The sequence below is a fragment of the Rhodococcus sp. IEGM 1370 genome (assembly GCF_033142325.1).
Taxonomy (GTDB): domain Bacteria; phylum Actinomycetota; class Actinomycetes; order Mycobacteriales; family Mycobacteriaceae; genus Rhodococcoides.
Map to the genome: position 1 here is coordinate 294879 of NZ_JAWLRY010000001.1, position 18292 is coordinate 313170.

At 60.9% G+C, this 18292-nt stretch carries 17 protein-coding genes and 1 tRNA gene; 10 read left to right on the forward strand and 8 right to left on the reverse strand.

All coding sequences use genetic code 11. The features are described 5' to 3' along the window. Entirely contained in the window at window positions 1–915 is a 915-nt protein-coding gene (locus R4P47_RS01470; RefSeq protein ID WP_317532654.1) for a MazG family protein, read from the forward strand. A 108-nt stretch (window positions 916–1023) separates the two neighbouring features. Here the strand turns inward: R4P47_RS01470 and R4P47_RS01475 are convergent, their stop codons facing one another. From R4P47_RS01475 to efeU, 4 genes are all read right to left on the reverse strand, one after another. Beyond that, window positions 1024–1665, reverse strand: a complete 642-nt coding sequence (locus R4P47_RS01475; RefSeq protein WP_317783931.1) for a dihydrofolate reductase family protein — start codon at window positions 1663–1665, stop codon at window positions 1024–1026. A 210-nt stretch (window positions 1666–1875) separates the two neighbouring features. Then, a complete protein-coding gene (gene efeB / locus R4P47_RS01480; RefSeq protein WP_317783932.1) occupies window positions 1876–3126 on the reverse strand; it encodes an iron uptake transporter deferrochelatase/peroxidase subunit in 1251 nt (416 codons plus the stop codon). Beyond that, a complete protein-coding gene (efeO, locus tag R4P47_RS01485; protein WP_317783933.1) occupies window positions 3107–4246 on the reverse strand; it encodes an iron uptake system protein EfeO in 1140 nt (379 codons plus the stop codon). Before efeO ends, efeB begins: the two co-directional genes overlap by 20 nt. Window positions 4247–4260: 14 nt before the next feature. Beyond that, window positions 4261–5142 (reverse strand): iron uptake transporter permease EfeU, encoded by an 882-nt coding sequence (gene efeU / locus R4P47_RS01490; protein WP_317783934.1) that lies wholly within the window; start codon window positions 5140–5142, stop codon window positions 4261–4263. A gap of 177 nt (window positions 5143–5319) precedes the next feature. On the opposite strand from efeU, the gene R4P47_RS01495 reads away from it, so the two are divergent. The 6 genes from R4P47_RS01495 to R4P47_RS01520 all read left to right on the forward strand — a co-directional run bounded on the left by R4P47_RS01495 (window position 5320) and on the right by R4P47_RS01520 (window position 9716). Then, window positions 5320–6042 (forward strand): lytic transglycosylase domain-containing protein, encoded by a 723-nt coding sequence (locus R4P47_RS01495; protein WP_128645303.1) that lies wholly within the window; start codon window positions 5320–5322, stop codon window positions 6040–6042. A gap of 88 nt (window positions 6043–6130) precedes the next feature. Then, window positions 6131–7417, forward strand: a complete 1287-nt coding sequence (gene eno / locus R4P47_RS01500) for a phosphopyruvate hydratase (protein ID WP_037192069.1) — start codon at window positions 6131–6133, stop codon at window positions 7415–7417. Window positions 7418–7609: 192 nt separating this feature from the next. Then, a complete protein-coding gene (locus tag R4P47_RS01505) occupies window positions 7610–8164 on the forward strand; it encodes a septum formation initiator family protein (protein ID WP_317783935.1) in 555 nt (184 codons plus the stop codon). Continuing rightward, a complete protein-coding gene (locus R4P47_RS01510) occupies window positions 8161–8691 on the forward strand; it encodes a DUF501 domain-containing protein (RefSeq protein ID WP_032377244.1) in 531 nt (176 codons plus the stop codon). Before R4P47_RS01505 ends, R4P47_RS01510 begins: the two co-directional genes overlap by 4 nt. Further along, complete coding sequence (locus R4P47_RS01515) at window positions 8688–9632, forward strand: Ppx/GppA phosphatase family protein (protein ID WP_317783936.1); 945 nt, start codon at window positions 8688–8690, stop codon at window positions 9630–9632. The genes R4P47_RS01510 and R4P47_RS01515 overlap by 4 nt, the downstream gene beginning before the upstream one ends. A 10-nt stretch (window positions 9633–9642) precedes the next feature. Continuing rightward, window positions 9643–9716: transfer RNA gene (locus R4P47_RS01520), tRNA-Leu, on the forward strand. Window positions 9717–9806: 90 nt separating this feature from the next. On the opposite strand, the gene R4P47_RS01525 is transcribed toward R4P47_RS01520, so the two are convergent. Further along, a complete protein-coding gene (locus tag R4P47_RS01525) occupies window positions 9807–10244 on the reverse strand; it encodes a hypothetical protein (RefSeq protein WP_317783937.1) in 438 nt (145 codons plus the stop codon). A gap of 562 nt (window positions 10245–10806) precedes the next feature. Here R4P47_RS01525 and R4P47_RS01530 point away from each other — a divergent pair. Then, window positions 10807–11391 (forward strand): hypothetical protein, encoded by a 585-nt coding sequence (locus R4P47_RS01530; protein WP_317783938.1) that lies wholly within the window; start codon window positions 10807–10809, stop codon window positions 11389–11391. Here R4P47_RS01530 and R4P47_RS01535 read toward each other — a convergent pair. After that, entirely contained in the window at window positions 11383–11583 is a 201-nt protein-coding gene (locus R4P47_RS01535) for a hypothetical protein (RefSeq protein WP_317783939.1), read from the reverse strand. The genes R4P47_RS01530 and R4P47_RS01535 overlap by 9 nt on opposite strands. A gap of 329 nt (window positions 11584–11912) precedes the next feature. Between R4P47_RS01535 and R4P47_RS01540 the strand changes: the two genes are divergently transcribed. Beyond that, window positions 11913–15008 carry an NACHT domain-containing protein gene (locus R4P47_RS01540; protein WP_317783940.1) on the forward strand — a complete coding sequence of 1032 codons (3096 nt, stop codon included), beginning with the start codon at window positions 11913–11915 and terminating at the stop codon, window positions 15006–15008. A gap of 265 nt (window positions 15009–15273) precedes the next feature. Here the strand turns inward: R4P47_RS01540 and R4P47_RS01545 are convergent, their stop codons facing one another. Both R4P47_RS01545 and R4P47_RS01550 read right to left on the reverse strand, forming a co-directional pair. Further along, window positions 15274–16455 carry a lipase family protein gene (locus R4P47_RS01545; RefSeq protein WP_317783941.1) on the reverse strand — a complete coding sequence of 394 codons (1182 nt, stop codon included), beginning with the start codon at window positions 16453–16455 and terminating at the stop codon, window positions 15274–15276. Window positions 16456–16788: 333 nt separating this feature from the next. Then, entirely contained in the window at window positions 16789–17388 is a 600-nt protein-coding gene (locus R4P47_RS01550) for a TetR/AcrR family transcriptional regulator (protein ID WP_317783942.1), read from the reverse strand. A gap of 36 nt (window positions 17389–17424) precedes the next feature. Between R4P47_RS01550 and R4P47_RS01555 the strand changes: the two genes are divergently transcribed. Next, a complete protein-coding gene (locus tag R4P47_RS01555) occupies window positions 17425–18225 on the forward strand; it encodes an alpha/beta hydrolase (RefSeq protein WP_317783943.1) in 801 nt (266 codons plus the stop codon). The last annotated feature ends 67 nt before the right edge of the window (window positions 18226–18292 follow it).

Consider the following 18292-nt stretch of genomic DNA (forward strand, 5'->3'; position numbering starts at 1 on the left):
GTGACGGTAGTTCTGCTCGACCCTGTTCGGCCCACGCAAGTGCCGGTGGATGCTGTCGAATTTCTTGGCGGTGCAGTGCAATTCACCGAAGAAGTGCCGGTGCGAGTGCGGTGGCTGTTCTCGGGAACCGCTGCGCCCGACGCCGTCGACGCGGTGCTGGTGAGCACCGATCCCGCCAACCCCGACGTCCAGGAACGGATTGCACGCGGAGAACGGGTCATCGCCGCCGAGAAGCTGCCCGGTGACGACCTCATCGCGGCGGTCCGGCTCATGGATCGGCTGCGCACCCTCGGCGGATGGGAAGCGCAGCAGACCCACGAGTCGTTGCGCGGCTACCTGCTGGAAGAAACGTACGAGCTGCTCGACGCCATCGCCGCGGGCAACCTGGTGGACTTGCGCGAAGAACTCGGAGACCTGTTGCTGCAGGTGCTGTTCCATTCCAGAATTGCTCAGGATGCCGCCGAGAACGCGTTCGATGTCGACGACGTTGCCGCAGGACTGGTCGCCAAGCTCACCCACCGCAGCCCACACCTCGGTCGAACGGGCAACGGCCCCATCGACATCGCCGAACAAGAGCGAGCCTGGGAAGAGAAGAAGGCGTCGGAGAAGGCACGCGGATCCTGCGTCGACGGAATCGCCCTGTCTCAGCCGTCACTCGCCCTGGCGCAGAAAGTGATCGGACGGGCCACCAAGGCAGGCCTGCCCGACGAGCTGATTCCCGACGGGCTTCGCGTCGTACACATCGGGGTCGATCACTCGCACGGAGGAGACAGTGCCGAGGACCTGCTGAGGCGTCGGGTATTGGATTTCGCTGTGTTGATCCGTAATGCCGAAGCCTCCGCCCGCAATGCAGGCATCGGGCCGGGGGAGATGTCTGCACTCGACTGGATCGAGCACTGGGGTCTGCGAGGCTGAGGGCTCACCACCCCGCCCGCTCTCTCTCCGTACCCTCGTCCCTCGGGTTGGGATCAATGTGGGGTTCAGTCGGTCAGAGTGCAACAAAGTCGCATTGATCCGGCCCGGCTACCTGCGCCAGAACAAGTGATGAGTGATGCCGCTGCTACTGGGGATGACCTCGTGCTCGAATCTGTCGTTCAACTCGTCGGGTGAATCCCACAGCTTCAGGCCCGAGCCGAATTCGATGGGCGAGACGACGATGTGCATGGTGTCGACGAGATCGGCGTCGAGGAATTCCCGAATACTGGTGACGCCGCCGCCGAGTCGCACGTCCTTACCGTCGGCCGCCTCCTTTGCTTGCTTCAGAACTTCGGAGGGATCCCCGTCTACGAAGTGAAACGTTGTGTCGGAGAGCGTGATCGAGGGTCGCTCGTGGTGGGTGAGCACAAAGACGGGATTGTGGAACGGCGGCTCGTCACCCCACCAGCCCTGCCATTCGTGGTCGGTCCACGGTCCGCGTTGGGGTCCGAACTTGTGCCGGCCCATGATCTCGGCACCGATGTTGTTCGCGAAGTCGCGGGCGAAGTAGTCGTCGAGTCCGCGACTACCACCCGAACCGGCGTTTCCAGGGAAGCTGGCGGTGCCGAAGTACCATCCCATCAGGGCCAGATGGTCGAGTCCGAACGGGCTCTCGAAGCTCTGGTCGACCCCCGCAGCGATTCCGTCGCTCGACACGGTGAAGTTCTGTACCCGAACAAGCTGTCCCATGTGTGCTCCCGAAGTCGATGGTAGAACGTACGACGTATGGACCGAGCCGACTGTACAAACTCACCGCTCGCCCGCGTCAATGGACCACTGCAGCGGTCAGACGTATGCAGTGTGCCATCCACTCAGACCGGGTTCTCGCGTGAATGAACCCTTGCAGCGGTCAGACGTATGCAAGGGTCCATTGACGCGGACGGGGGTGGCGGGGCCCGCCTACTCGAACAGCGTCGAACCCCAATACTCGGATTCTTCGACGCCGGGTGGGCAGGCGAATACCGCAGACCCGACGTGTTGGATGTATTCGTTCAGTGCGTCCTTGCGCGAGAGTGCCAGTTGCATCGGGACGAATTGGGTCAGTGGGTCGCGGCAGTAGGCGATGAAGAACAGTCCGGCGTCGAGGTGGCCGAAGCCGTCGGATCCGTCGGTGAAGTTGTATCCCCGACGCAAGAGTTGGACGCCACCGAGGTTTTCCTTCGACGCCAAGCGCACGTGCGCGGTCTTGTCGATGAAGGTGCCCTCGGGTCCCTGGGACTCGAAGTCGAGTGCGTCGAATTCGTCCTTCTGGCCCAGCGGTGCGCCGGTTCCCTTGCTGCGCCCGATCACTCGCTCTTGTTCCTTCAACGTGGTGCGGTCCCAGGATTCGATGAGCATGCGAATTCGACGCGCCACGAGGTACGAGCCGCCGGCCATCCATTCCTGATCATCATCAGAAGCAACCCACACGTTGTCGTCCAGCAACGACGGGTCCTCGGCCTTGAGGTTGGCCGTTCCATCCTTGAAGCCGAACAGGTTTCGCGGTGTGGCCTGGGTAGTCGAGGTGGACGATGTCCGCCCGAACCCGAGTTGTGACCACTTGACCGACACGGTGCCGAATCCGACGCGAGCGAGGTTGCGGATCGCGTGGACGGCAACCTGCGGGTCGTCGGCGCAGGCCTGGATGCAGAGGTCGCCGCCGGAGCGACGCGGGTCTAGGTTGTCGGCCGGGAAATGCTGCAGATCGGCAAGTGACGCAGGCTTTTTCGATGCCAGGTCGAATCGATCGAACATCGACGGTCCGAACCCGATGGTCAACGTCAGCGACGACGCCGTCAGGCCGAGTGCTTCGCCGGTATCCGACGGCACGTTGTACTCGCCACCGTCGACCGCGCCGCCGTCGAAGGTCTCCTCACCATGCACCAACCGCTCGGCCATCAGCGTCCACTTCTTCAGCAGCGCAACGAATTCGTCGCGAGAGTCGGTGGTGATGTCGAAGGCGACGAAGTGCATGCGATCCTGCGCCGGGGTGACGATTCCGGCCTGGTGCTCTCCGCGGAATTCGACCACATCCGATGTCGGCACCTCGGCACCCGACGCCGTCGCATGTCCCGCGATTGCCCCGACTCCGACGAGTGCAGCACCGGTCCCGACGGCACCGAAGAGGCGCCGTCGGGAGAACTGGCCGGTCTTATTGTCCTGCAACGACACCCTGCACCTGGCTCACTTCGGCGGACAATGCGTCGATCTTGTTGGACAGTTCTTGGCGCTGCGGCTCGGTCACGGTGTCGTAGAAGACGAAGCCGTCGCCGTTGCGGTACTTGGCGAGTTCGGCATCGAGTTCGGCGAAGCGTGCGTCGATCGCGGTGCCCAGCTCGGCGTTGCGCTCGTCGAGGATGGGGCGGACGGCGGCGATGGCGGCCTGCGAGCCGTCGACGTTGGCTTGGAAGTCCCACAGGTCGGTGTGCGAGAAGAAGTCCTCTTCGCCGCTGATCTTGGTCTTGGCGACCTCGTCGAGCAATCCCTGTGCGCCGCCTGCCACCTGGATCGGGTCGATGGTGAAGTCTTCGGCCTTGATCTTGTCTGCGAGCTCGGTGATGTCGGCCTCGAGCTGATCGGCCATCGCGTTCGTGTCGGGCTGCAGTCCCTGTGTCCACAGGTCCTTCTCGATGCGGTGGAAGCCGGTCCATTCGGCTCCGGGCTCCACATCGGGCTCACGCAGATCGATGCGGGGGTCGAGGTCGTCGGGGAAGCTCTCGGCGACAGGCTCGATGCGCTCGTAATAGCTACGCGTGATGGGGAATTGAGCCTTGGCCGCGTCGACGTTTCCGCTCTTGACGGCGGTGACGAACGAGGCGGTGGTCTCCTGCAATGCATCGATCTGGCTGACGACGTAACGCTTGTAGCCTGCGGCGGCCTCGGTGAGGAGTCCGTCCTCGCCTGCGGTGCGGACCGAGTCGCCGGTGACGACGTAGTCGGCGCGGATCCCGTCGCCCACCATGCCTGCCTTGCACGCGGTTTGGTACGTGCCGGGATCGGGCAGGGCGACGATGAGCTGACGCGTCAGGCCGGGTCCGATGTTCTCCACCTCGCCCATGACGCGGTCGCCTTCGCCGTAGACGTAGAACTCGGTGACCTTGCTGCCGTTGTTGGTGATCTGGAACGTCGAGTTCCCGGTGGTGCCCTCGGAAGCGCCGACGTCGCAGGAGGAGTCGGTCGCGGTGACGGCGATATCGCCCGACGCGGCCTCGGTGGAGGACTTCTCGGTGCATCCGGCCAGAGCCATCGGCAGAACCGCGACGGCGGCCAGAGCGTAGGTGGTACGACGCATGGTGGTGGTGCCTTTCAGGAGGATTGCAGTGCTGGCTCGGGTGTCGCGGGAACACGGACCGGGCGAAGGAAGAGGTAGAGGACGATCACGATGTAGAGCACCCACGCGATCGCTTGGAACACAGTGGGTTCGGGCCGGAAGTTGAAGATGCCGGCGAGCACGGTGCCGTACCAGCTCGAGGCGTCGAAGTGTGCGGTGATGTCGAAGGCGACGGCGCTGCCGCCGGGGAGGACTCCACCGATCTGCAGTGCGCGGATGCCGTAGGCGAGGATCCCGGCGGCGACGACGATCAGGAAGATGCCGGTGTACTTGAAGAACACCGCGAAGTTGACCCGCACGGCACCGAAGTAGAGGAATACCGTCAGCACGGCGGCGACGACGATTCCGAGCAGCAGTCCCAGCAGTGGCCACAGACTGCCGTTGGTGTTCTCGGCGTAGCCGACCATGAGCAACGCAGTTTCGACGCCCTCGCGGCCGACGGCGAAGAACGCCAGCGTCAGCACAGCAGCGGGCCCGACGGTCAGCGCTTTCTCCATGTTCGCCCGCAGTTCGCCGGAAATGTTCTTCGCGGCGGTGCGCATCCACAGCACCATCGCCGTCACGATCACCACAGCAACGAGTGACGCCGCTCCGGCAATGATCTCGGCGGTCAGCCCGGTGACGGTGGACGTGCCGTAGTGGATCACGAAGAAGATGGCGGCGACCATGGCGACGGCAAGGCCTACTCCCAGCCAGACCCACTTGAGCGCGTCGCGGCGATCGGCTTTGACGAGGAACGCGACAAGGATCATCACGACGATGCCGGTCTCGAGCCCTTCGCGCACGCCGATCAAGCCACTGCCGAACATTTGGGTGGCGATCGACGGCGCTGAGCCTGCGGCGGCGAGAACTGGCATGAATCAGGCTCCTGCGGTGCGTCGAACATTGGTACGCCTTCCCTCGCAAAGGGTAGGCGACCCTCATGTGTGAAGGCTGACCAAAACATACACCCTGCAACCCGGCCCGAATACGCGTTGACCAGGGGTTATCTCGGTCTTTAGCTTTCTATTACCTTGCGTGTGCAGGATGGTGAGGTGATCTCCCGTATCTGCGTGCTCGCCACAGCATCGGTCCTCCTCGCGTTGACGGCGTGCGGCACCGGCGAACCGAAGCGCGAGATTCCCGAGGGCATCCCGCCCGGACCGGGCACCGAAGTGCCGGCCATCGACTTCAACGCGCCGGGACGCACGGCCGATCTGTTGCTCGCCTGGGCCGAACCCCAGACCGACGCGCTGGGCATCTCGGTGACCGCCTTGGCGTCCTACGGGCACGCTGCGGCGATCATGACCGAGACGGATGCCGACTGCGGAATCGCATGGACGACGCTCGCCGGCATCGGCTACATCGAGAGTCGGCACGGCACCTACCAGGGTTCGTCGGTGGCCCCCGACGGTCTCGTTGCGCCGCCGATTCGCGGAATCCCACTCGACGGCGGACCGGGCGTGGCCGAGATTCCGGACACCGATGGCGGCGTCATGGACGGTGATACCGAGTTCGATCGGGCGATGGGCCCGATGCAGTTCATTCCCGAGACGTGGAAGAAATGGGGCGTCGACGCCAACGGCGATGGCGTCGCCGATCCCGACAACATCGACGACGCAGCGCTGACCGCGGCGCGATACCTGTGTGCGCGCGGCGGTGATCTGCGGACCGCGCAGGGCTGGGAGACGGCGTTGATGGCCTACAACCTGTCGGGTCAGTATCTGCGGGATGTGCGCGATCGTGCGGCCGCGTACTCGGTGGGCACCAGGCCGTAGGAACTCCATGCATCGCGGGCAGTGCAGGGGAGCGGCTAGTCTTGCACCCGGCACAGTCCGTCGGTACCCGTTTATAGGAGAAGCATTCGTGGCCATCATTGAGCAGGTCGGAGCGCGCGAAATCCTCGATTCTCGTGGCAACCCCACGATCGAGGTCGAGGTCGCATTGGACGACGGGACGCTGAGTCGCGCCGCCGTTCCCTCCGGTGCATCCACCGGTGAGCACGAGGCCGTCGAGCTTCGTGACGGCGGAGACCGCTACGGCGGCAAGGGTGTCGAGAAGGCCGTCAATGCTGTGCTGGACGAGATCGCGCCTGCCGTCATCGGTCTGGACGCCATCGAGCAGCGCACCGTCGACCAGGCCCTGCTGGATCTGGACGGCACTCCGGACAAGTCTCGCCTCGGCGCGAACGCCCTGCTCGGTGTCTCGCTTGCCGTCGCCAAGTCCGCTGCCGAGTCCACCGGACTCGAACTCTTCCGCTACCTCGGTGGCCCCAACGCGCACATCCTCCCCGTTCCGATGATGAACATCATCAACGGTGGCGCGCACGCCGACAGTGGCGTCGACGTGCAGGAATTCATGATCGCCCCCATCGGCGCACCCACCTTCAAGGAATCGCTGCGCTGGGGTGCGGAGGTCTACCACGCACTCAAGTCCGTGCTCAAGGCCAAGGGCCTGGGCACCGGCCTCGGCGACGAGGGCGGCTTCGCTCCCGACCTCGCAGGCACCAAGGCTGCCCTCGATCTCATCCTCGAGGCCATCGGCAAGACCGGCCTCAAGCCGGGACAGGACGTCGCACTCGCTCTCGACGTGGCGGCCACCGAGTTCTACACCGCAGGCACCGGCTACGCCTTCGAGCGTGAGACCAAGTCCGCCGAGCAGATGTCGGCGTTCTACGGCGAGCTCGTCGACGCCTACCCGCTGGTCTCCATCGAGGATCCGCTCGACGAGAACGACTGGGACGGCTGGGTTGCGCTCACCGAGGCCATCGGAGACAAGGTGCAGATCGTCGGCGACGACCTGTTCGTCACCAACCCCGAGCGTCTCGAAGACGGCATCGTCAAGGGTGCGGCCAACGCGCTGCTGGTCAAGGTCAACCAGATCGGCACGCTCACCGAGACCCTCGACGCCGTGGATCTGGCGCACCGCAACGGTTACAAGACGATGATGAGCCACCGGTCCGGCGAGACCGAGGACACCACCATCGCTGACCTGGCAGTTGCCGTCGGCAGCGGCCAGATCAAGACCGGTGCTCCGGCTCGAAGCGAGCGCGTGGCCAAGTACAACCAGTTGCTGCGTATCGAAGAAGCTCTCGGCGACGCGGCGCGTTACGCCGGCGAGTTGTCTTTCCCCCGGTTCAATTACGAGGGATAGCGAACAGGCTCGTATGACACGAAGTGGAGAGTGATGATGGCACGGCGCGGCAGGTCCGGGACCAGTCCAGGTGGACGTGATCCCCGACCCCGTGGCCGTTCCTCCTCTTCGAGTCGGTCCAAGGCCGGGGGCGTCTCTCGCGACGAGAAGGCCTCCGGCCGGCAGGCCACCCCTCCCGAACCTTCCGAGCAGGTGCGCGACGCGGTGGTCGGCGGCAAGGCTGCGCCCCGGCGCGTCGGTGTTCGTCGGCCCAAGATGCCCGAGCGGACGTTCTTAGGGCTGTCCACCGGACGAGCTGTCATCCTCGGAGTCGTGGTGTGCGCGCTGGCGTTGACGCTGGCCGTGCCGCTGCGCACGTACTTCTCGCAACGCAGTGAGCTCGAGTCCGTGTTGGCCGAGCGTCAGACCCTGCAAGATGAGGTGGACGCGCTCCAGACCCAGAAGTCTCAGCTCGACGAGCCGTCCCGCATTGCGGCCGACGCTCGCGAACGACTGCGTTTCGTCATGCCGGGGGAGACGCCGTATCAGGTGCAGCTGCCCGGTGATTACTCGCCGAGCTCCGCGGACCTCGCGGTGGACGACACTCCGACGGGACCGTGGTTCACCGAATTGTGGAACACCGCGGTCCAGCCGCAGGGTTCGGATGAGCCGCAGGAGCCGACGTCCGCACCGATGCCTCTCGTACAGCCAGAACCCGCACCGGCCCCGCCGCCGGTGCCAGAACCAGAAGGAGGACCGGTCGGGTGAATTCCTCGGCAGTCTCGCAGGAAGATCTCGATGCGGTCGCATCGCAGCTCGGACGTGAACCGCGTGGCGTACTCGAGATCGCGTACCGATCTCCGGACGGCAGGCCGGGTGTGGTGAAAACCGCCCCGAAGCTGCCCGACGGCACGCCCTTTCCCACCCTGTTCTATTTGACGGATCCGCGGTTGACGGCCGAGGCCAGTCGCCAGGAATCGGCCGGGGTGATGCGGGAGATGACCGAGCGCCTCGGTACCGATCCCGAATTGGCCGCGGCATACCTGCGCGCCCACCAGTCGTATCTGGCCGAGCGTGACGAGATCGAATCTCTCGGAACGGATTTCACCGGCGGCGGTATGCCCGATCGCGTCAAGTGCTTGCACGTCTTGATCGCGCATTCGTTGGCCAAGGGCCCGGGCGTCAACCCGCTGGGTGACGAGTCGGTCGCATTGGCGGCCGAGAACTCGTTGCGCGGCAAGGCAATTCCGGCCGATTGGCCGACCATCGAAGAACTACGTGCGGAGAAGCAATGACCAGGGTTGCAGCAATAGATTGCGGCACCAACTCGATCCGCCTGCTCGTCGCCGACAACAACGGCAAGTCGCTCGCCGACGTCGCTCGCGAGATGCGAGTGGTGCGGCTCGGGCAAGGCGTCGACGCCACCGGAGCATTCGTTCCCGAGGCGATCGAGCGCACCCGCGTGGCATTGGTGGAGTACGCAGAGATCATTCGCAAGACCGGGGCCACAGCAGTGCGGATGGTCGCCACCTCGGCCACTCGCGATGCGTCCAATCGAGAGGTTTTCTTCTCGATGGTGCGCGAGGTGCTCGGCAAGGTCATCCCCGGTGCCGAGGCCGAAGTGATCACAGGCGACGAAGAAGCTCGACTGTCGTTCGCCGGTGCGGTCGGTGAACTCGACGCTGCCGCAGGCCCTTTCGTTGTCGTCGATCTGGGCGGCGGTTCCACCGAGCTCGTACTGGGCGACGCGAAAGGCGTGAAGTCCGCCTTCTCGGCGAACATCGGCTGTGTGCGCCTCACCGAGCGCTTCTTGCACAGCGACCCGCCCACCGCCGACGAAATCAACGGTGCGCGTGAGTATGCCCGCGAGAAATTGGCGGAAGCATTCGAGGAAGTGTCGATCGGCGACGCGTCGAGCTGGGTGGGAGTGGCCGGCACGATGACGACCATCGCCGCGATCGCCAAGGAACTACCCGAGTACGACGCCGACGCCGTGCACCTCTCGCGAGTGCCGTTCGATCAGCTCTTCGAGGTGTGCGAGCGACTGATCGGCATGACGCATACGCAGCGAAGTGCGTTGGGCCCCATGCATCCCGGTCGGGTCGACGTCATCGGCGGCGGTGCAATTGTGTGCAGTGTGCTGGCCGAGGAATTCGAGCGACGCGGTGCCGTAAGCTCTTTGACCGTCAGTGAGCACGACATCCTCGACGGCATCGCGATGTCGATCAAGATCTGATTGCAGTACGGCCCCTATAGCCCAATTGGCAGAGGCAGCGGACTTAAAATCCGCACAGTGTCGGTTCGAGTCCGACTGGGGGCACTGGAAATCCGCAGGTCAGAGTCGGATCCTTCGGTTCGCTTCCCAACTCTCGTAGGGCCGTGAAAAGGCCGTGAGGTGCGGGCTGATTGACTATGGCCTTGGTTCTCCGGGGTCAAACCCGCGCTCGGTTGACAGGTCCCAGAGATATTGGTTGTACTTGCGCTCGTAGTGGAGGAATGCCGCAAGGCAACTGTTGATCGCGGTCTTGTCCCCGTCCCGTATGTAGCAGACGTTCGCTGCCGCGAGTACGCCGCACTGAGTTGCGAACAAGGCGTGTCGCCAGGAGTCTTCAATGCGTTTCTCGTGACCCATTTGCGCGAGCAGAAAAACGCTTGACAGTGTTACAGCGCTCGCGTGGGCGATGCCTGACAACTGCTGATACTCTCGTCGGCCCATCGTCGGGGACAGTGCGTGGACCAACGCCGAGTAGTTTGGAAGCGGCACTTTGGGCAGCTCTTGTGTGCTCTTCCAGTCGTTGAATCCGTTTGACAGCTCGACCAGTTGAGGGTCCGCGTAGGGCTTCGCCACCCCCCAAGGGCGTTGTATCCCTCACGAAAAAGATTACATAGCTTCGCCAGTCGAATGTCAGGTGTGTCGTCAGCACCCGAAATGTAGAGGGCACGACTGGAGTACTCAGCAGCGGAGCGAGCGAGGACCGCGGGTGAAACAACCATCGGCTCTTTCAGCGCCAGCAGTTGCCCGACGCTGTGAACGAAGTCCCTGGCACCTACGAGGTAGAACCGCGACATACGGTGAGCGGTTAACAACGGGTCAGGTATTGTTCCGCTACCCCGCTCCTCATCGAATGCCGCGATGTCGGGCACTGTCGGCTCCCGGTAATCGAGGTACGCCGTCGCGTGCATGACTCCAGAGATGTTCGCGCTTAGTCGACTTGCTTCGGACAGTGATGGAAGCTTGGCCATAGTCCGCAGAATACGTTCTGGTCTAGGATACCGAGCGTATCGCCGGACCTGCGGCGCGGCGACGTTGATCTCTGCGGGAGGAATGGGAAGATCTGCTGATGACTCAGAGGATGCGCCTGGATTTGAATCTTGGAGCACGAGCTCCAATCAGCTTGCTCTCGCAAGTTGTGCAGGACATCGATACCATCACTCAATTCGGCGGCCAACTGCAGAGAGAAGCCGATCGCGATCGAGCGGCGCGGGCGATCAGGAGAAATCCGCGGCAGTGGGTACGGTCGCTCCCCGACGAAGTCTTCCCAGACTACGAGTGGTACTTCTGGGAAGGACGGGGATTGCGGCCCGCTGCAGTCCCATCGTCAATCCTGGAATTGGCTATCACAGACTTCTTGCGGGCGGAGGATTCCGTGGGCGAGACCGTCGCGACCGTGGAGAGCCTGGACTATCGAAATCCGCTCGAACTTGTTGCTTCAGTTGGAATCGTTACCTACGCGGTCTTTGTGAGCGTTCGCGACTGGCACGAGCGCCGCCGATTAAACCGGCTTTTCGTGGACGACTACGAAAGCGCCGTGCTCACAAGAATTGAAGTGCGTCAGCATCTCGTTGATGGGCTGGAGACGGGTCAGTATCGCTTGTCTGAAGAGCAAATCGACCGACTCTTGACCCCCGACGTATCGACCGCATTCAAGAACATCGGAAATGCCCTCCCGACGCTGGAACTCTTAGCCGACGGCGACGAGCCGCCTTCAGCCTGAGCGGTGTCCGAACAGCGGCACGACGTTCGGCTGCTGGGCGTTGGGTTCCGTCGGGACGGCTGTTGGCTCGGGCAGGTTGTTGCCTGCGGCGCCGGCCTCCTCCGGAATCCAGTCGCCGTATGTATCGAACCTCAGCGTGAATGTACTGTATCCCAACCACTTTGATTCCTGCATGAAGTGCGTCCCGGCCATTATCTGCATTGTGGCGAACGTGTGGCGGAGGTCGTGGAGCCGGACCCCGCGATGGCCGGGTATCGCCGTCTGTCGGGGCGCTGGCTGGCAGGCCGACGGTCACCAACGCCGGTCGGAAGATCGTGTCGTCGAACGCGTCCGTCGCCAACGTCTTCGACCAGTCCAGCGGGACCGCGTAGCGTTCGCCTGCTGTGCGGTACCCACCCCCATTCTTCCGCGACGGCCACTTGATGCTCTGGTTCCGCTGGCATGTACCAGGTTGGCGGGCTGGGCACGGTCGAGTCATCGATCTGCCGCCGAGTTGGGAGCGCATCTGCTAGTTTTAGCGAATGATTGAGACAGTTGCTGCAGTTATAGCATCTAAGGTTGCATTTGGTGCGATTTCTGCGGGCGCAGGAATAGGTACGAAGTCGGTATGGAAAAAAATTAGCAATACCAGGAAGGTGAGTCTGCCTAGCGTAAAGCAACTAGAACCAGTTAACGCTTGGTTTGTTGCACAACTGGAGCATGCGTTGCCGAACGATACCCTGCAAAGGGAGAAGATAGAGTCTTATCTGTGTTCACGTGATTTTCTTACCTTGTCGCAGCACGCGTTCATTTTTCTGCTCGCCGGCCGAAGTGTGAAATCAAATGCAGTGTTGAATCAATCGATGACTTCTGGGCTATCGTTGCACGGCTTTGAGTCTGAAGAAGATTCTGGCACATTGTTCAATATATTTTCGACTACCTGCGAAATGATCTATGAGATAGCCGCGCAGGACGAAAAAGACATTCCGACGTCTACGCTGGATAGCGCGAATTTTGTCATTTCAGCGCAGTATTTGGCCTCAATTGACGAGCAATTGAGGAGGCTTGAGCATCCAACAAAGGCTACCTTCGATGAGATTAAAGTTAAAGTGGAAGCCTTTAATAAATCAGTGATTACGGTTTGCGATAAGATTACTCCACCAAACTTGGATGGGGCAGATCCGGTCCCAATGGATGGACTATTTGTGGCCCCGGAACTAACGGAAGAAATACAGGGCGACGAAGGCAATAGCGACTGGACTATAGAGCGCCTGCAGATTTCGCATCGAACAGTGATTGTGGGGGACCCGGGTGGGGGTAAAACGACGCTGACGAGAAAACTTGCGCGCGACATGGCCCTCAACTACTCGAACCCGAAAGTAGAAAAAGCCAATCTCGCGGTTCCGTTTCGGGTCGTCTTAAGAGACTTTGGTGCCTGGTTCGACAAGGAATCGGGATCGGTGCTGGAGTATTTGGCCCTCTCATCGAAGAAAGACTTTCAAGTTGAAGTCAACATCGATGTTGTGCAATTCCTTCTAGATTCCGGACGCCTTTACTTGATATTCGATGGATTAGATGAGCTTCTTGATCCGCAGTCAAGGAAGAAGATTGCGGAAACAATAGATGTTTTCTGCTGTCATAATCCTTTAGTTAACGTCCTAGTAACATCGCGTCGAATTGGATACGACCATAACCCTCTCGATCCGTCAGTTTTTACCCGCCTCGACCTCGGCAAGCTGTCGGAGCAATCTGTCAAAACGTATGTCACGAATTGGTTCAACCTACTTCCGGACGGGAAGCTAGAACAGAAATCGGATCTGATAGCTCGTTTCATGGAAGAGTCAGCTCACGCCGATGACTTGCGAACTAACCCTCTGATGCTAGGGCTTATGTGTACGCTCTATCGGCGCGAATCGTACATTCCGAGGAGCCGCCCCGATTTGTATGAGAAGTGTTCAAAGCTACTTTTTGAGATGTGGGATAAGAGGCGGAACTTGTTTACGCCGCTTCGATTTGACGCTTACGTCCGACCAACTTTGGCGTATGTCGCAAACTCGATATACGAAAATCAAGAGTTCCAATCTGGCGTAACAGAGCGAAAATTGGTTAGTCTGGCATCGGCGTATCTGTCGGTAAAGGCGTTTCGTACTACCGAAGAAGCGGAGTTGGCAGCGGCGGAGCTAGTCGAGTTCTGTAAGGGTCGAACTTGGGTTCTTACCGAGGTCGGATTGTCTCCAACTGACGAGCCCATATTCCAATTCTCGCACCGCACATTTCTTGAGTACTTCACAGCAGTGCATCTTACTCGAACCTCTAGCAATATCGATATCTTGTTCGAACGAATTCACCTAGGAATCGCGTCGGGCGACCTGGATGTCGTTGCTGAACTGGCGCTGCAGCTCAAGACGCGTGATACCGATGGAGACGCAGACTATTTCATCAGAAGAATAATCTTGCAATACACTGAAAGTTCAGACGAAGCGGCCCGTAACACGCTTGCTCAATTTGTTTCGAGAGCACTGTCGTATTCCCTGATAGAGCCATCAACGATAGAAGAAGTATGCATATTCGTCTTTCAACACGTCTTGCAAGGATTTGTAACGTTCGAGCCAGACGTTCTAAATATTTCGGGGAATTCGAACCTATTCCTAGGATCACAGGACTCGGACAAGTTTTTGGACAGTAGTATTAGTAGTCGGCATGCAATTGCGGAGACTCTCTGCTCGCAATCAATGCTTGAGTCGCGTGTTCAAGTGCGATCAATTTCGTGTCAGTACTTTGGCAGTCTTCTTGGTAAAGACCCGGTTGATCAAAGATCTCTTGAGTCGCTATCCGCGTATTCTTTCAAACTTCCGCAACTTTTTGGTTATGAAAAGCCGGAGGACTACCCCGAGGATCTTCAGAATTTGCATCTTCAAGCGTCCGCGATATTGCAGTCCAACAAGGCGAAGTGGCCCTGGGCTGCTGTCGGCCTATACTATAATCACCTTGTGCCTATCGCGGACCTGTTGAGGGATTTTCCGTTAAACACAATATTTCAAGGTCCTCGAATACCGGCTACCCCAATTCGGTATTTTGCTCCTGCCGTTTACGAGTTGCGGAAAGTTTTTTACGAGACCAACGGTCGGAGTGCAAGTCCAATCTTCGAAGAGTATCCGGGCTCACTTGATGCTTGTGCTGAGCACATCTTGTCGAATTATCCGTTTAAAATTTCAGTTGCAGGTGATTCTGATCTCGGGATGAGCCCGTCGTCGATTTTTAGGGTTTCGGAGGACTTCGGGACGGTCCCGCTGCGGCAGCTAACTGATGTGCAACTCCGTCAGGCGTGTACGGTACTGGCTGCATTGTGTGAACAGGAAAATCATAGAAGTAAGGCCCTAACTCGAACTTTCAAAGCGGTCCTGAAAGCCACAAAGTCGCCTGATGTGCAAGCAATGTGCGAGCTCGTGCTTGCTCGGGCTGACAATGAGGCCCAGACTGTGGAGCTGGTCTTCGACGACGATCGCGGTATCCTCAAATCATGGTCGAATAACAAGATTGCTTTTCTGACAACAGTAGATGATCAGAATGCAGATAGCGACGAAGCTGACGTGCCGGGCTTTGATCCAGTTCAATCTGAATCGAAGAAAGAACGCTAAAACGTATCCCGCTTTAGCTGAGTGTTTAGGCTGCCCTAGAACTTCGTTGTTCTGGATCGTATTTCGAGGCTTACTCTGGTTGGAAAAATGCCAAGATGACTCGTCCTGAGTCGGTGGTGCAACGTCGAACACGGGCCGCGTCCGGGGGCGCGCCCACACCCGCGACGCGATGGCCGACCTCCCGGACAGCGACCTCGCCGCGGCGCATCGGGTGTTCACCGCCATGATCGACGCGATGCAGACCTATCACGCCGAACTCGGCGGGCTAGACCGAACCGCTGACCGCGAATTGCTCTGCGGTCCAACGTAACACGAATGGCAGACCAGTCATGGCGCCGATGAAGTGGTCGCCTGCCACGGGCTCGTAGTGCACGTTGGCACCCTTGCTGCGCCACTGCTCGATCAGGGCAGTCACACCGGCCTCGGGTATGAAGCGATCGCCGATCCACTTGCTCGCGGAACCGTGGAAGAACGCGACCGGCACCGTCGGCGCGTCGGCGCCCGGACGGTTCGCAGTGATCACCCGCCGCGCGATGTCGGAGTCGAACGGGTCGGGCTCGGACGCCAAGTCCTCGATTCGCATGCGTACCAACCCGCCCAAGGCCAGGGGGAGGACGGACATGTCCTTCACCCAGGACGCCAACAGCAGCGCCTTCGGGCCGAACAGCTCCACCATCTCGGGGTGCTCACGCGCGAGACCCATGGTCGCCGCACCCAGCAGGCCGGCCGCGACGGTGCCGTTCATGGTGTCGAGCAGCATCGAGAAGTCGGTGGGCGTTCCACCGGCGACGGCACCCGTCAACCTCACGTCCGGCGCGTACCTCGGCTGCAGTTGCGCCGTCCACGTGGTGGCGATCGCGCCGCCGCTGTAGCCGTAGGCCACCACTGGGCTGTCGGCGAGCTCCGGGGCGACGACCGTCATCCCGCGTAGCGAGTCCAGGACGGCATGCCCGGCCATCGTGCCTTCGGAGTACGACATCCGCGGGCCTTGGTGATCGGCGACGAGGACGGCGTATCCGCGGGCGAGCCAGAGCGGCATCACCGGCGGGAGGTCGGCACCGACACCGTGCACGAGCCGGTACGACGGCGTGCTCTTGGCTCCGAGGGAATCGATGGCCACGTTGTGGGCGACGACGGGCCGCGGTCCGCGCCCGGTCCATGGCCGTTTCGGGATCAGCAGCGAGGCGGTGACGCCGGCGGGGAGACCCCGCGCGTCGGTCGATCGAACCATGAACTGACGCAGGGCGGTTCGCGGCCGGGGCACCAGACCGCGGGTCGTGCGCTGCCGGATCACCACACCGGGTGCGAGGTCCTCGATGCCGGGAGGGGTGAGGAAGAAGGCGTCGTTGTCGATCGGGGTCGGAAGGATCGCGGCATGAGGATCGTCCGGAGGCTCCAGGGGCAGTCGTCGAGTCAATACGCGATCGAGCACACCGAACAGAGTCATGATCCCCCGACATTCTTCTCTAGCCTTACCGATTCCCCGCGGTCACCGTACAGTGCGAGGCGGTCGGTGAACGAGAGAATCGAGAAGAGTTCGTGCGGATCCACTTCTAGGGACTTGGCATCCGCACAGTGTCGGTTCGAGTCCGACTGGGGGCATCAGAGTCCATCTGGATCCAGATTTCTAGATCAGGAACTGGTTTTGGGTGGCAGCAAGGATGTCGGTGGCCTCTCAGGTATCTGAGTGAACAACCGAAGCAACAGGTTAGAGCTCTGTAGGAGCCTTGGTCCAAGTCAACGGCGCGGCTTAGGTGCCAGTGTGGCTTTCGGTCCTGCACTACTCGACAATGGACGATGCGGCCAGCTTGGCGGTCGCGATCAGTGCATGTCGTGGCACGGCGTTTCGGGATTGGACCGAGAGCCCATGCCAGATCGCTTGGACGACTCCGACGATGGCGTCGGCCGATGTTTCGACCGGTAGATCGCCCGCTTCGATGGCACGTTCGATTCGCGCGAGTAACGTGCGTTCGTTCGCGCGGTGAAGCTCGGCGATGTATTGCGCGGCGTCCAGCGTGTCAGCACTGTCGTTCGTCACTGCACTGCTGACGAAACACCCGGGATGAGTGTCGGAAGGCGCGGTGAACTCGAGCACTGAGTTCGTCAGAATCGACTCGATCACCGCAGCGATCGAGTCGAGACCGACTGCACGGGTGTAGATATCGCGATACTCGACGGTGTATGTGCGGACAGCTTCCTCGAACAGTCCTGCTTTACTGCCGAAGGCTGCGTACAGGCTGGACGTCGACAGTCCGGTCGCAGTGGCGAGTGCACGTGTGGATGTGCCGGAGAATCCGTACCGCCAGAAAAGCCGCGCAGCAGCGAGCAGTACGAGATCGCGGTCGAACGCCAAGGGCCTGCCGCGTGACGGTGTTGCCATGGTTGAATTTTAGAGCGATTGCTCCATAATTGTCATATGGAGCGAACGATTCAGAAATCGGTGCCCGTGTCCGGCGGCAGCTGGGTCAACGTCGATGTCTACGGCAACCCGGACCTGCCAGGCCTTCTCATCCTTCCTGGAGTCATGAGTGATGCTCGATCCTGGGCTGCGGTGGCGCGATCGGTGAATGCGTGGCCGTCGGTCACAGTCGTCAATCGGCGCGGACGCAGACCTTCGGGGCCACTGACCGCCGAGTACTCGATCGGTGTCGAGGTAGACGATCTTGTCCAGGTGCTGAGTGCGATTCCCGAGCCGGTCAGCATCTTCGGGTGGAGCTACGGCGGACTGATCACGTTGCTCGCCGCAGACGAACATCCTGTCGAACATCTCATCGCGTACGAACCAGTTCTCCCGCCTTTCGCTCGACATGCTCTGAGCGACCTGAAAGAGGCAGCAGCACAGAGTGATCGGGGGAGGAGCGTCGAAATCGTCAATCTGGACATCTCCGGCTTCTCCGCCGAACACGTCGACATCTTGCGGGCCGATGCAAAGCAGTGGGAAGCGCTGTGCGAGCTCGCTGAGCCGCTGTACGACGAGTTGAGTGCGCTCGACGCAGCGCATCTTCCCGATGTTCTGGCCGGGAATGTCGAGCGAGTCGACCTGATCATCGGCCAACACAACCGTTCGATCGAACCGTACGGCACATCCTTCGACCGGATCAGCCGTCGAATCCCGAACGCGCGCGTTCATCAACTCGATGGCAACGGCCATCTCGCTCACATCGAATCACCCGGCCAGCTCGGACGGTTCATCGACGCAACCCTTGCGTCGGTGTGACTCGGTTTCTCTCTGGGATAGAAGTCTATGATCCGGAAGAGTTTGCGGTGTAGGTGATTTCGCCGTA